The organism is Cognatundibacterium aquatile, assembly GCF_014699135.1.
GTDB classification, from domain to species: domain Bacteria; phylum Pseudomonadota; class Gammaproteobacteria; order Burkholderiales; family Burkholderiaceae_D; genus Undibacterium; species Undibacterium aquatile.
In genome coordinates this window covers 848,771-862,953 of sequence record NZ_JACOFT010000002.1, presented here as the reverse complement: position 1 = coordinate 862,953, position 14,183 = coordinate 848,771, and the positions used below count along the sequence as shown (strand labels likewise).

The 14,183-nt window shown below is 49.5% G+C and carries 12 protein-coding genes; 7 read left to right on the top strand and 5 right to left on the bottom strand.

Going from position 1 to position 14,183, the window contains the following annotated elements; translation table 11 throughout:
* Positions 1-81: 81 nt before the first annotated feature.
* Complete coding sequence (prpF, locus tag H8K26_RS08360) at positions 82-1,272, top strand: 2-methylaconitate cis-trans isomerase PrpF (RefSeq protein WP_190478860.1); 1,191 nt, start codon at positions 82-84, stop codon at positions 1,270-1,272.
* A gap of 321 nt (positions 1,273-1,593) precedes the next feature.
* Positions 1,594-3,489 carry a propionate--CoA ligase gene (locus H8K26_RS08355; RefSeq protein WP_190478705.1) on the top strand — a complete coding sequence of 632 codons (1,896 nt, stop codon included), beginning with the start codon at positions 1,594-1,596 and terminating at the stop codon, positions 3,487-3,489.
* A 74-nt stretch (positions 3,490-3,563) separates the two neighbouring features.
* Here the strand turns inward: H8K26_RS08355 and H8K26_RS08350 are convergent, their stop codons facing one another.
* Positions 3,564-4,445 (bottom strand): HDOD domain-containing protein, encoded by an 882-nt coding sequence (locus H8K26_RS08350; protein WP_186883719.1) that lies wholly within the window; start codon positions 4,443-4,445, stop codon positions 3,564-3,566.
* A gap of 266 nt (positions 4,446-4,711) precedes the next feature.
* Positions 4,712-6,550 (bottom strand): DUF885 domain-containing protein, encoded by a 1,839-nt coding sequence (locus H8K26_RS08345; RefSeq protein ID WP_190478703.1) that lies wholly within the window; start codon positions 6,548-6,550, stop codon positions 4,712-4,714.
* Between the two features lie 199 nt (positions 6,551-6,749).
* On the opposite strand from H8K26_RS08345, the gene H8K26_RS08340 reads away from it, so the two are divergent.
* Positions 6,750-7,739, top strand: coding sequence for a fumarylacetoacetate hydrolase family protein (locus tag H8K26_RS08340; RefSeq protein ID WP_190478700.1), 990 nt, complete (start codon positions 6,750-6,752; stop codon positions 7,737-7,739).
* A 114-nt stretch (positions 7,740-7,853) separates the two neighbouring features.
* Here the strand turns inward: H8K26_RS08340 and H8K26_RS08335 are convergent, their stop codons facing one another.
* Positions 7,854-10,061 (bottom strand): patatin-like phospholipase family protein, encoded by a 2,208-nt coding sequence (locus H8K26_RS08335; protein WP_190478698.1) that lies wholly within the window; start codon positions 10,059-10,061, stop codon positions 7,854-7,856.
* Positions 10,062-10,229: 168 nt separating this feature from the next.
* Here H8K26_RS08335 and H8K26_RS08330 point away from each other — a divergent pair, with 168 nt between their 5' ends.
* The 4 genes from H8K26_RS08330 to H8K26_RS08315 all read left to right on the top strand — a co-directional run bounded on the left by H8K26_RS08330 (position 10,230) and on the right by H8K26_RS08315 (position 12,695).
* On the top strand, positions 10,230-11,171 hold the full coding sequence (locus tag H8K26_RS08330; protein WP_186883715.1) for a CysB family HTH-type transcriptional regulator: 942 nt from the start codon (positions 10,230-10,232) through the stop codon (positions 11,169-11,171).
* Positions 11,172-11,266: 95 nt separating this feature from the next.
* On the top strand, positions 11,267-11,920 hold the full coding sequence (locus tag H8K26_RS08325; protein ID WP_190478696.1) for a class I SAM-dependent methyltransferase: 654 nt from the start codon (positions 11,267-11,269) through the stop codon (positions 11,918-11,920).
* Between the two features lie 87 nt (positions 11,921-12,007).
* Entirely contained in the window at positions 12,008-12,304 is a 297-nt protein-coding gene (locus tag H8K26_RS08320; RefSeq protein ID WP_186883713.1) for an SCP2 sterol-binding domain-containing protein, read from the top strand.
* 91 nt (positions 12,305-12,395) lie between these two features.
* Positions 12,396-12,695 (top strand): 2Fe-2S iron-sulfur cluster-binding protein, encoded by a 300-nt coding sequence (locus H8K26_RS08315; protein ID WP_190478694.1) that lies wholly within the window; start codon positions 12,396-12,398, stop codon positions 12,693-12,695.
* Here H8K26_RS08315 and H8K26_RS08310 read toward each other — a convergent pair.
* Both H8K26_RS08310 and H8K26_RS08305 read right to left on the bottom strand, forming a co-directional pair.
* Positions 12,682-13,710, bottom strand: a complete 1,029-nt coding sequence (locus H8K26_RS08310; RefSeq protein ID WP_190478692.1) for a CapA family protein — start codon at positions 13,708-13,710, stop codon at positions 12,682-12,684. The two genes, H8K26_RS08315 and H8K26_RS08310, sit on opposite strands and share 14 nt — an antisense overlap.
* Complete coding sequence (locus tag H8K26_RS08305) at positions 13,707-14,165, bottom strand: hypothetical protein (protein WP_223826895.1); 459 nt, start codon at positions 14,163-14,165, stop codon at positions 13,707-13,709. Before H8K26_RS08305 ends, H8K26_RS08310 begins: the two co-directional genes overlap by 4 nt.
* Positions 14,166-14,183 lie beyond the last annotated feature (18 nt).

Sequence of the window (14,183 nt, the reverse complement as noted above, 5' to 3'; positions counted from 1 at the left end):
AATTTTCAAACTCAACGACCCTCACCCTACCCTCTCCCGCTCGCGGGAGAGGGAGCCTAAAACCAAGTACAGAAGGAAATGATGAATCATCCAGCCCAAATTAAAATCCCCGCGACGTATATCCGTGGCGGTACCAGCAAAGGCGTGTTTTTCCGTTTGCAGGATTTGCCGCAGGCGGCGCAAGTGCCCGGTGCTGCGCGTGACGCGATTCTGTTGCGCGTGATAGGCAGCCCCGATCCTTACGGCAAACAAATCGACGGCATGGGCGGTGCGACATCCAGCACCAGCAAGACCGTGATTCTGTCGAAAAGCACGAGAGCTGATCACGATGTCGATTACCTGTTCGGTCAGGTGTCGATAGATAAGGCTTTTGTTGACTGGAGCGGCAATTGCGGCAATCTGTCGGCAGCGGTCGGTTCCTTCGCGATCAGCGCCGGTCTGGTGGATGCGAGTCGTGTTCCGCAAAACGGCGTTGCCGTAGTACGCATCTGGCAAGCGAATATCAGTAAAACTATCATCGCTCATGTGCCAATCACGAATGGCGAAGTGCAGGAAACCGGTGATTTTGAACTCGACGGCGTAACTTTTCCTGCCGCTGAAGTGCAGCTCGAATTCATGGATCCGGCTGCAGATGAAGAAGGCGCTGGCGGTTCCATGTTCCCGACTGGGAATCTGGTCGATGATCTGGACGTGCCCGGTATCGGTACGTTGAAAGCGACGATGATCAATGCCGGTATTCCGACGATATTTGTGAACGCCGAAGCGATAGGTTATACCGGTACCGAATTGCAGGATGCAATTAACAGTGACCCTGCGGCACTCGCTAAGTTCGAGACTATCCGCGCTTACGGAGCGGTACGCATGGGCTTGATCAAGCATATTGATGAAGCGGCTCAACGCCAGCATACGCCGAAGGTGGCGTTTGTTGCAAAACCGCAATCGTATGTTTCTTCCAGTGGCAAGCAAGTCAATGCAACGGAAATCGATTTGTTAGTGCGCGCTTTGTCGATGGGCAAACTACACCACGCGATGATGGGGACAGCAGCGGTTGCGATCGGTACTGCGGCAGCGATTCCCGGCACTCTGGTGAATTTGGCTGCCGGTGGTGGTGAGCGCACTGCGGTGCGCTTCGGACATCCATCCGGCACCTTGCGGGTCGGTGCGGAAGCAACGCAGGTGAATGGTGAATGGACAGTCAAAAAAGCCATCATGAGCCGTAGTGCACGCGTGCTGATGGAAGGCTGGGTTCGTATTCCCGGCGATACGTTCTGATTTTACACATCATCATATGTCAACTGACCGCACAATCCGCTTCGTCATGACGACGACTCTCTTGTTGAAAGAGTGTCGTCGTGCGGTGTTGCGGTTGGTTTTTTCCTACCTGCGGTCTTATCAACCATGGCTGGCAGGAACTCTGGAAAGATCATGCAAATGCTCACATTCGCATCGCTCGTCAAGCACAGAAACAACGCAGAACAATCAGACGCGACCCGTTAAACGGTCGCGTTTTTTCTTGGTCGCTTACATAAAACTTACAGGTTCATTCGCATTTCGCTGACCCGGAATGCAGCACAATAAAAAACAGGAGAGAGTATGTCTTACGCAGCGTTTTATCAGCAATCGATACAAAATCCAGAATCATTCTGGGATGATCAGGCCAAATTGATCGACTGGCACAAACCTTACCAGCAGGTGCTTGATCACAGCCAGCCGCCATTTGCCAAATGGTTTGTCGGCGGTGAAACGAATCTTTGCTATAACGCGGTTGATCGCTGGGTTGCAACGCAGCCGGATAAAGCGGCACTGATTGCGATTTCTACCGAAACCAATACGGAGAAAGTGTATAGCTTTGCTGAGTTGCATCAGGAAGTGCAACGTATGGCGGCGATTATGTTGTCGCTGGGCGTGCAGCGCGGTGACCGTGTTCTGATTTATATGCCTATGATTGCAGAGGCCGCGTTTGCGATGCTGGCCTGTGCCCGTATCGGTGCCGTGCATTCAGTAGTGTTCGGTGGCTTTGCTTCAAAAAGTCTGGCAACCCGTATTGACGATGCCAAGCCGGTACTGGTTGTTTCAGCGGACGCAGGTATGCGTGGTGGTAAGGCTGTTCCATATAAGCCATTGTTGAATGATGCGATTGAGTTAGCTGAACATAAGCCGGCACATGTGTTGATTGTGAATCGTGGTCTTGATGCAATGACGCTGGTTGCGGGACGCGACGTCGACTACGCTGCACTGCGTGCACAACATATGCAGACACCGGTACCGGTAACTTGGCTGGAATCAAATGAGATGTCGTATGTGCTGTATACATCGGGAACGACTGGCAAACCGAAAGGCGTGCAGCGCGATGTCGGTGGTTATGCGGTGGCGTTGGCTGCATCGATGAAGCATATCTATTGCGGCAATGCCGGTGAAACCTACTTTGCGACATCCGATATCGGCTGGGTAGTCGGACATTCTTACATCGTCTATGGCCCGCTTATCGCAGGCATGGCGACGATTATGTACGAGGGCACACCGATTCGTCCTGATGCGGGTATCTGGTGGAGCATCGTTGAAAAATACAAAGTCACGCGCATGTTTTCTGCACCGACGGCAATTCGTGTGCTGAAAAAACATCCGCCTGAACTGATGAAGAAATATGATTTATCTTCATTGAAGGCTTTGTATCTGGCGGGTGAGCCGCTGGATGAAACAACTTCAAGCTGGATTGCGACCGAGCTAGGCGTGCCGATTATCGACAATTACTGGCAGACAGAAACCGGCTGGCCGATTTTGTCGGTTGCCCGCGCCATTGAAAATACGCCGACACGGTTGGGTAGCCCCGGTGTCGCGATGTATGGTTACAACGTTCAGATCATTAATGAAATGACTGGTGCCGAATGCGGCCCGAATGAAAAAGGCGTCGTTGCGATTCGCGGCCCTTTGCCGCCGGGTTGTATGCAAACGGTGTATGGCGATGATCAGCGTTTCGTCAGTACCTATTGGGCAAATTTTGCGCATGATCAGTTGTATTCAACTTTTGACTGGGGTATTAAAGACGAAGATGGTTATTACTTCATTCTCGGACGTACTGATGATGTGATTAATGTCGCTGGTCATCGTCTTGGTACGCGAGAAATCGAAGAGAGTATTTCCAGTCATCCGCAGATTTCTGAAGTTGCTGTGGTCGGCATCGAAGATAAACTCAAAGGGCAGGTTGCTGTCGCCTTCGCGACACTGAAGCATCCTGATGCCGCGACGACGCCAGAGCAAAAGCATGCATTGGAAGCGGAAGTAATGGCTGTTGTAGATAAGCAACTTGGTGCGGTTGCCAGACCATCCCGTGTGTATTTTGTCGGGATGTTGCCTAAAACCCGTTCGGGTAAATTACTGCGTCGCTCAATACAGGCGATTTGCGAGGGCAGGGATGCGGGTGACCTGACAACGATTGAAGATCCTCATTCATTAGCGCAAATAAAGGATGTGGTTGGTCAGAAGGTGTAGTCAGATGTTCTCAGCATAAAAAGAGGTGGATATGCATAGACCGCATATCCACCTCTTTTTTTACTGTTGTTGTTTTACACCAGCAAGGCCGATGTCAGGCTGCTGACTTCTTCGTCAGACTCTTCCAGTATGCTGTTGAGCGTGCCGTCGCCGACAACAAAATCGATTTCAGATGCGAATTGTTCTGCTTCCGCATAAGAATTGTAGTCAAAAGGGGATTTTGTTCTGGCCAGCTCATTCGCCAGTAAGATGGTATCGCCCAGCGTTTCTGGCGGCATCGCGCGCAAGCCAAACCATAGCGCCTCCAGCGCTTCGACTACGGTTGGCGGTAGTTGCAGAGTCTGGATGACAGCACGGCCAATAATCGCTTCGCTTGAATCACCTTCGTCCTCATCCAGCGGATCTTCAGACACCGATTTTTCGCTTGTTTCTATGATGGGATATTCGATTTCGAGTAAAGATGGGAATTCTTCGGCACGTGATAACAGATAGAAATTACCGACTTCATGCACGATACCAGCGAACATCGCTGTCTCTGGATCAACTTTCGTGATTTTGCGTGCAATGACCCGCGACAGGGCGGCAACTTGCGCCGAGTGTTCCCACAGCGTGCTGACCATGCCCTGAATACGTCTGTCTTTGCTGCTTCCGGCTAACTGCCGGACCACAATCGACGCCACTATTGCGTTCAGGGTGGCAAACCCAACACGGTTGATCGCTGCTTTCACGTTGTTGACGACATTGCCCCTGCTATACGCTGCAGAGTTTGCCGTTGCCACCACGCGTGCCGCCAGCAGCGGTTCATTCAGTACCAGCCTGGCAGCAAGATCTGCTGAACATTCGGGGTCTTTGATCGCTTGTTGAATTTTTACGGATGCCGCGATATTCGTAGGGAATACCAGGTCGCCGTTGTTGGCTTGTTCAACAATGTATTTAAGCGCTGTGGATCTGTTCATCGCAGAGGTCATGTTGGTTAAACGTCGCTGATGTTTCCGGTTTGCGTTTGCCTGCTACACCACCGGAGAAAGAAAACTCGATTTAAAACTCGATTTACTGCTTCTGTCACCGTTGCTGTGGCTCAGCCCCAAATACCATTCATTACATTGTAAGTGTTAATTTTAACAATGAAGTTATGAGGCAATGAATATCATTGCCTCATTCTGCTCGACTTGACACTGAAGGTCAATCAAGCTTCTGTAAAAATACGTAAATGTTTCTTCGTTTATTTCATTTGCTTCTGATCATTGATCCACTTCAATACCTTTGTTTCAAGCAAGGATAGTGGCAGCGTGCCGTCGCTCAATACGACATTGTGGAAACGTCGCAAATCAAAACGATCGCCCAGTGCTGCCTGAGCTTTCTGGCGTAACTCCATGATTTTGAGTGAACCTATCTTATATCCTAATGCCTGACCTGGCCACGCCATATAGCGTTCTATACATTGGCGTGAAACGGCCTCACTGTATCCCAGTGTCTGTTGCAGATATTGGATTCCCTGTTCGCGGGTCCAGCCTTTGGCGTGCATGCCGGTATCGACAACCAGTCTGGTCGCGCGCAGCATTTCATCACTCAGATGACCGTAATAGGCCGCGGGGTCATTTTCAAACAAACCCATTTCACGCCCCAGGGTCTCTGCATAAAGCGCCCAGCCTTCTGTGTAGGCATTATTACCACCGACCTTGCGGAATTTCGGTACATCCAACTCCTGTAAGGTCGCGAGATGAAAATGATGACCCGGTTGTCCTTCGTGCAGGAATAAGGTTTTCATTCCTGTGGTGGCGTAATCCTCCGGCTTATTTATGACCGCCCAGAATACGCCGGGGCGAGAGCCATCAATGGCCGGCGCTGTGTAGTGATCGGATGCTGTTGCGCGGCTGATTTCTGGTTCAGGGCGAATTTCCAATGCTGCTTTTGGCGTTTTCTCAAAGAATTCCGGCAGCTTTTGTCTGACAATGCCATCAATCGCAATATAAGCGTCGAGCACTTCTTTTTCGGTTTTGAATGGGCGGTAGCTTGTTTGCGCTTCCATCCATTCAGGCAGGGATTCAGGTGAGCCCTGATAACCGAGTTTTGGCCCAAGTATTGCGTATTCACGCTGGATGCGGGCGACTTCTTTAAGGCCGGTCGCATGAATTTGTTCTGGTGTCAGGTGCGTTGTCGTCTGATCCTCAACCCATGCCTGATACCACTGTGCGCCACCCGGCAATGCACTCCATCCTGTGCTGTCGCGGCTTGCAGGTAGATACTCGTCTTTCAGGAATTGATTAAAGCGGCGTAGTGCTGGTAGTACTTGTTCTTGTATCGCGGATTGATAGTCTTTGCTCAAACGCAGTTTGTCTGCCTCGGTGAATTCAGCCGGAAAATTTTTAACCGGAAGATAGTATGGATGTTCGGTTGCCTGATCCGTTACCAGTTGCGAGAACTGAGGCAACATTGAAATCACCAGTGCTTTTGGCAGCACGATCTTACGACGCATTCCTTCGCGCATATTGGTGCTCGCCTGTTGCAACCATTCTGGTAACTGCCGGATCCGCTTCAGATAATTGTCGTATTGGGGAACGGTCTTCAATAATTGCGCACTTTGTCCACTGGCGAAATGTGCCAGCGTCAGCGGCACGTTGTCCATTTGATTTACTGGCATGAGCCTGTCGTCAAATTTCGACATGCGAATTGCGGCTGCGATTTCAAATTGCAGGCAATCATAAGTGACCTGGTCTGGTGTGCTCAGTGCATTGCGCCGGATAGCCGACAGTGCTTTTGATATCTGGCTTAACTGGGCTATTTGTTTTGCCTTGATTGCCGGATTTAATGTCTGCGGCAATTTGTCGTCGTAGCGGCTGTCGCCGTTATAGGTCGCGGCTATCGGTTCAAATTTAGCCTGGATTTCGTAATAACGCTCTGCCAGTGCCGCCAGTTTTTTTGCTGCGGTGACTGGATGCGCCTGATGAGGTTGATCAGCGACTGAAGATGGCTGACTTTCTGCATGCGCCATCGGCATGCCCGTACCCAGCCAGCAGATGCTGAGGGCAAGCACAGATAAAGAGATTGAACGACGTAACATGTGATGATGTCCTGAAAAATAGTATATGCCAGCGCTTTCAGTAAGGAGTAAGTGGTGTTTCAACTGGCGAGTCTGCCCGCTATTTTATGTCAGCACTTGACTTTGTTCCGAGTAATTTATTGTCATCACCGTGCTGACTTATTTCTCTGAAACTTCTTCAGGTAAAATCAGGCTTAACCGAATTACCTCAGGAATGTTGATGAAGCTTGCTACTCTTAAAGATGGATCGCGTGACGGGCAATTAGTGGTCGTGGCCAGGGATTTAAAAACGGCCTGTATCGCGGACGGTATTGCGCCAACATTGCAACGTGCGCTGGACGATTGGAATTTCATTGCTCCCCAACTCGGTGAGTTGTATGACAGATTAAACGCTGGCAGAGCGGTGAATAGTTTTGAGTTTGAGCCGCAGAATTGCATGGCTCCGTTGCCGCGCGCTTTTCAATGGGCGGATGGTTCATCGTATGTGAATCACGTTGAGCTGGTGCGCAAAGCCCGAAACGCTGAAATGCCGGATAGTTTTTGGCATGATCCTTTGATGTATCAGGGCTGCAGTGATGATTTTATCGGGCCTTGCGACGACATCGTTACGCGCTCGGCGGAATGGGGAATTGATTTTGAAAGTGAAATCGCGGTCATCACTGGCGACGTACCAATGGGCGTGAAAGTGCAGCATGCAGGTGAAGCGATACGCTTACTGATGCTGGTGAACGACGTCTCGCTGCGGAATCTGATTTCGGCTGAACTGGCAAAAGGATTCGGTTTTTTGCAGTCTAAGCCCGCGACCAGTTTTTCTCCGGTAGCAGTAACGCCTGATGAATTGGGTGACGCGTGGAAGGATGGGAAAGTTCATCTGCCGCTGAGATCCAGCTGGAACGGTAATCTTGTCGGGCAGCCTAATGCAGGCGTGGATATGGTGTTTTCTTTCCCGCAATTGATTACCCATTTGTGTAAAACACGGAATGTGCGAGCCGGTTCCATCGTTGGTTCGGGAACCGTATCGAATAAGGATGCTGCAAAGGGATATAGCTGTATCGCTGAAAAACGTGCACTGGAGATGATCGCAACCGGTGAGCCCCTGACGCCGTTCATGCAATATGGCGACAGCATTAAAATCGAAATGCTGGATAAGAATGGAAAATCAATTTTTGGTGCGATTGAGCAAAGTGTTGTTGAGGCGGACGGAGTCTGATATGCCGCGTGTTTATTGAGTAAGAGCTGCGTGGACAGTAAACTTGCGCCATCTGTTTTAATACACTTTCTCGACTAAAAAAACAGCGATGCCGTCTAGCATCGCTGTTTTTCATTATTGCCTGCCCAACTGAAAGAAAATATTTCTTGCGCCATTCTGCCCGAAAGCAAAACCGAGGTAGATAGGGCCGATAAAGCTGTTAAATCCGGCAAACAGACTCATGCTTTTACGTAAAGATGCGGCCGTTATTTCTTTGCTGGTGTTCCAGGTATTGCCAGCTTCTAATGATGTGCCGAGGAACAGGCTTTGTCCCGCCATTTCAAAATTCACAGCACGTAATAAATAAGTGGCGCTGCCATACAACATGTAGTTGCCGCTGAACTGATCCGGCTGATATGCGGAAAGCTTTTGAAATCCGCCGAGCATAGAACCTATTCCCCGGATTTGCGCATCGTTCTGAAATAAACCTGCTGCGCTGAGCTTCAGATTGACGCTATGGTTGTTGACGCTCTTGGCCCATATCGCATTCAGGTTCAGTTCCTGGTAAGTTTTCTTAGGACTGTTTAAACCAACAAACAGGCTACTGTCGAATTTGTAGCCTTCACGTGGAAAACTGGGGTCGCTGAGCTGATCGATGATGACGTTGGTTTTGATGCCTACCTGCTGCAAGTCGGCGCTGGGCAGGCTGCCATTTGACTGACTACCATCCAGATTATTGATAAGTAAGCCGCCGAGCTTAGGACGAACGCTGTAACTATTAAAATTCACGCCGACCCGGGCTTCGCCCAGAACGCTTTGTTCGCCGATACGGAAGGCGAGATCAACGCCAGCCTTTTCCGATCGCAAAGTGTATTCTGCGAGTCTGACATTGTCTTTATAGTAGTTCAGCGTATTTTCGTTGTAGGCAAGATAGGGGGATATATACATGCCCTCACGTTCAAAAAGAGGCTGACGCAATTCTGTGCGCAAGTTGATCATGTTGCCGAATTCGATATCGTTTCGCCATTCAAGACCACCTGCGGTCAGCCAAGGGCGGCGATGGCCTACTTGCAGTCTGTATCCGCCAGCACCTTCAAAGCCGCTGGAGAGGCTCAGGCCGAAACGCAGGAAGTGTGGCCCCCAGTTTCGTCCCGTTGCGTTGATGCGTATGCCATATTCGTCACCACGCTGAACGAGTTCGTGGTTGATACTGTCAAATTCACGCGCATTGTTCAGAATGGCGAGCTTGCGATTGATTTCTTCAGCGTCGTACATTGTGCCGACTTTAATCGATAACTGACGCCGGATGTCGCTCTCAGGGATCGCACCGTTGGTTTCAATGTCAACAAAGCCTATACGTAGCGGGGGGAGTTGTGGGTTCAAACGCAGTTGCTGGGTAGCTGTATGCAGATGATCTGGCAACTGTAATGCGACAAGTTTGGCGGCGATATTCTGTGTTGCTTTCTCTCCGATGGCCGTGGCTTCTTTTGAACGGTCAAAATCCATGAAGCCGATATTACCCAACTGAGGTTCAATCAGAACGTCTTCCGGGCGGAGCAGGCCTTTTTGTACGTTGACATTTTGTTCGGTCAGGATATTCACCATCTGCTGGCTGACATTGAACAAAGTTTGTAGCTGATCTCTTGGCATTAATGGTGTGCCGATATTCACTGCGATGATGATATCTGCACCCATGTCGCGTGCAATATCGACTGGCAGATTGCGCACCAGACCGCCGTCGGATAATAATTTTCCGTCTATTTCTATCGGTGCAAAGACGCCAGGCGCAGCCATGCTGGCGCGCACCGCTTTGTGCAATGAGCCTTTGTTGAAGACGATCATTTTTCCGGTTTCGAGATCGGTTGCAACCGCTCTGAATGGAATCGGCAGGTTATCAAAGTTGATATCGGGTGGCAGGTGGGCGGTCCAGTTTTGCAACAGCTCCTGAAACTGACTGGCTTGCACAACACCTGCAGGCAACTTGACACCATTCGCACTCAGCCCCAGGGTGGCGCCCAGTGGATATTGCTCGTCTTCTTCTCGGACGGACTGTGGCAGAAGGCGGCGATCAACCCGGTCGAGCGCGATATCATTGAGTTTCAGGCTTGCCAGTCTTTTTTCTATTTCTGTGGCAGGCAGGCCTGCCGCATACAGACCACCGACAACCGCACCCATGCTGGTTCCTGCAATGCAGTCTATGGGAATATGCATTGCTTCCAGTTGTTTTAACACGCCGATATGCGCAAAACCACGGGCACCGCCACCGGATAATACCAGGCATATTTTAGGTGCTTTGGTTTGCAGATGCTGCACGGTAGTGCTTTCTGCGCGTGCATCATGCATACTTAAAATGAGGTTTGCCCACGAAAGTAAACTGATAAAAAGCAGTTTCCAACAAAATGAAAGTCGATTGAGCATGGAATTCTTGTCTTGGTCTCTATATACTGCTGGAAGTATATCAACTTAGCTTTTTTAAATTTAAAAGCATAAGCCAACTATTTAGCGCTCCCCATGAACTTACATCAATTACGTTTTGTACGAGAAGCCGTCAGGCAGAATTTTAATCTGACTGAGGCGGCGAAAGCTTTATTTACTTCGCAACCAGGTGTTTCAAAGGCAATTATCGAGTTGGAAGAAGAGTTGGGGGTTGATATATTTACCCGCCATGGCAAGCGGATACGTGGTTTGACTGAGCCCGGTCGGGCGGTGTTGAAATCGGTAGAACTGATCATGCAAGAGATCGATGGTCTCAAGCGCATAGGCAAGGAATACGCAGCGCAGGACAGCGGCAGCTTTACCATCGCCACAACGCATACTCAGGCACGTTATGCCTTACCCAAGGTGGTGCAGGCGTTTATGCAAAAGTATCCAAAGGTGCGTTTGTCTTTGTTGCAGGGGAATCCCAAGCAAATTGCTGAGATGGTCATGCGCGATCAGGCCGATCTCGTCATCGCGACAGAGTCTATCTCTGGTTTTGATGGCTTAATCTCTTTGCCTTGCTATCAGTGGGAGCACGTGGTGATCGTGCCGCCCGAGCATCCTTTGTTAAAGCTGAAGAATGTGACGCTGGAAGAAATTGCGCATTATCCTCTGGTTACTTACGACTCTGCTTTCGCAGGACGCAGCAAAATTGATCATGCATTTCAGTTGCGGGATTTAAAACCCGATGTGTTATTGGAAGCGATTGATGCCGATGTGATTAAGACCTACGTCGAATTAGGCATGGGCATAGGTATCATTGCCGGTATGGCTTTTGATGCGGAGCGCGATAAGCATCTGCGGGCAATCCCGGTTGGCCATTTGTTTGGTATGAATGTGTCCCGCGTCGCGATCAAGCAGGGCGCTTATTTGCGCAGCTATATTTACACCTTTATTGAATTGCTGAATCCGACTCTGACACGCAAGATGGTCGATAGCGTTTTGCAAGGCAATAAAGATAATTACGATTTGTGATTCTCGCACCGAGACTTTCGGTTCCCGGATGGTCTGAAGTGAAGTCCATGAAGCGGGATGAGTTGTTAAAAAATTTGACTAGATTAGAAATAAGTATGATTGAAAACACCATGCGTGATTATTATGCTCAGCGCGCCAACACTCTTGAGCAGATTTACCAGCATCCTGAACGTCAGCAGGATTTACTGGATATGCAGCAACGCATTGCTGACCTATTGAAAAACCATAAAGTAATCGAAGCGGCTTGCGGTACCGGTTACTGGACAGAAAAATATGCCCCATCTGCTGAGTCTGTATATGCGACCGACGTGAATCAGGTGATGCTGGATATTGCGCAGACTAAGAGTTACCCTTCCGATAAAGTTCATTTCGGTATTGCGGATGTGTTCGATTTGCCAGAAGCAAAAGCGGGTGAATACACCGCCTGTTTTGCCGGTTTTTTATGGTCGCACATCAAGCGCGAACAGCAGACTGATTTACTGGCAAAGTTGAGTCGGGGGGCAGGTAAGGGTAGTTTGCTGGTATTGATAGACAATATTTACGTAGAGGGAAGTAGTACTCCGATTGCGCGTACTGATGCTGAGGGAAATACCTACCAACTCCGCACGCAGGAAGACGGTAGCCGGGTTGAGATAGTAAAAAACTTTCCGACTGACAGTGCGTTGCGGAAAAAATTTGCACCTGCTGTTCGGGATATTCGTATTTACAGAAATGAACACTACTGGTTGCTCAGTTGCATCCTTAAGTGACAGGCCGCTATTCTAGTATTGATCCTCCATTGTTTCCCGATTCTTTCCTATGCTACATTGCGGGTCATTTCAATAAAAGGAGCAGACATGGATTTGCAAGCTTGCACAGAAACGATACGTTCTAAAGTTGGTGATAACAGTGGGCTGAACGCTACTTTGAAATTCGACTGCGGTGCCGATGGCGTCGTTTTCGTTGATGCAGTCGCATCCCCAAACACTGTCTCCAATGAAAACAAAGAAGCCTCCTGCACGATCACGATCGCATTGGCTGATTTAGCCGCATTGCTGACCGGACAGTTAAATCCTATGAATGGCTTTATGATGGGTAAGCTGAAAGTGGCGGGCGATATGGGTGTGGCTATGCGTTTGCAAACTGTCGTCTAAGACCCAGCGGGCAAGTTCGTTTTGCCAGACAGAGCCGCAGATCGTTATTGATGCTGCGGCTTTTTTTTATGTTGTGGCGAGCGAGGTGAATATGGATGAAGTCAAAAGCAGGCAAATCTACGTGCAACCATCAGGCTGGCAATGTGCTGCCGGACCTGGCGACAGCTTGCTGGAGGCTGCCTTGTTGTCCGGGGTGCGTTTGCCTAATTCATGTCGAAACGGAACCTGTCGGACCTGTATGTGTAAGCTGCTGCAAGGTTCCGTTTCTTATCGGATAGAGTGGCCGGGTTTGAGCGCAGACGAAAAATCAGAAGGATGGATACTTCCATGCGTTGCCCTCGCCGAAAGTGATGTCACTCTTGATGCTCCTGGTGCCGTTAAGGTTTTGTAGTGGAGATGAAATCGGTTTTGGCATTGCTGCAAAGTTTGATGCCCGCATCTCCCTGCTGCCAGCAAGGTGTTGTAGCTTCTGGTGCCGGAATGGGGACGCCGTCCGGATTGATTTTTGCCAGCCGCGTATCCCAGGCCTTGACACCGGATTTGTTGAGCTCCAGCCTGGTTATCCAGCCGCGAGTCTGTGGCTCATTGTCTAATTCATCGATGACGAAATTGCCAAGGCTGTAAATAATTGGTTTGCCTTTGTATTGTTCGGTTTCCTGAATAACGTGTGGATGTCCGCCGATAACAGCGTCAGCGCCTGCATCGATCATCAGATGGGCCAGTTGCTGTTGACGCGCAGTCGAATGCTTGTCATTTTCCCAGCCCCAGTGCATAAATGGGATAACCAGATCGGCGCCGGATTCGGTGCGCGCTTTCCGGATGTCTGCAACCACCTGTTCATCTTCGCTCCAGGCAACACCGGCTTCGCTGGCAGTCGCTTCAAAGCTGCGCGGCATGAATTCGTTGTATCCCAGAAGTGCAATTTTCAGGCCATTTTTTTCTATCAGTAAAGGTGTGTGTGCTTCGTGCAGGTGACGTCCGCCACCGAAGTATTTCACTTGATATTGATTCAGATGGTTGAGCATCTCGGCGAACGCTTCGCGGCCAAAATCGCCGGAATGATTATTGGCAATCGAGACCGCATCAAAATGCCGGCGCAAGGTAGCGAGTGTTTTTGGTGCTGCACGGAAGGTGAAATTCTTATCTGCCGCCCGACCAGATGTAGCAACGACACACTCAAGGTTGGCAACCCTGATGTTCGTTGTTTTGAATATGTCGGAAAATGGTGCCAGCGGATCCTTCCCCTCGGCGATCATTTTTCCCGGTATGCCATCAAGAACGATATCGCCCGCAAAAAGAATACTGACACTATTATTTTTCTCGTTCGCATGCGCTTTTTGCAGCAGGACGGTCAGTGTAAGGGATGCCGCGAGGATTTTTTTTACAGTTGAGAGGTGGAATATCATGGTTGTTTATCTTCCAGCGTGCATTGATATTGCAATTCGCGTTCGACATCACCTGCATAAATAGAATTCTTCGGCGTGAATGGCGTTTCTTGCTTACTTAACTGAAATGGCGGGTAGTAAGTTGCCTGATGAATCGGAACGTCGGCAGACCTTGTTTGGAAAAACGCATATAGCTTGATGTAATTGATGGCGCTGGCGCTACCGTTCATCACTGCTTTAAATTTAAAACGTCCGTTGATATCGACCGACTCAACGGAGTAGGGATCGTTGGTTACACCTGTTTCGATGAGTTGTGTGCTACCTGCGTAGCCCACCACGCAACGTAACCACGGCGTCGCATGGGCATTGACGGACGCTGTGCATAAGCAAATTAAAAAAAACGATGCTGAAAACAAGCGTTGATAATATTGATAATGGCCGTTGCTTTGGATTGTTATAGGCTTCTTTTGTCTCATGTTGACGGCACTTTTGAT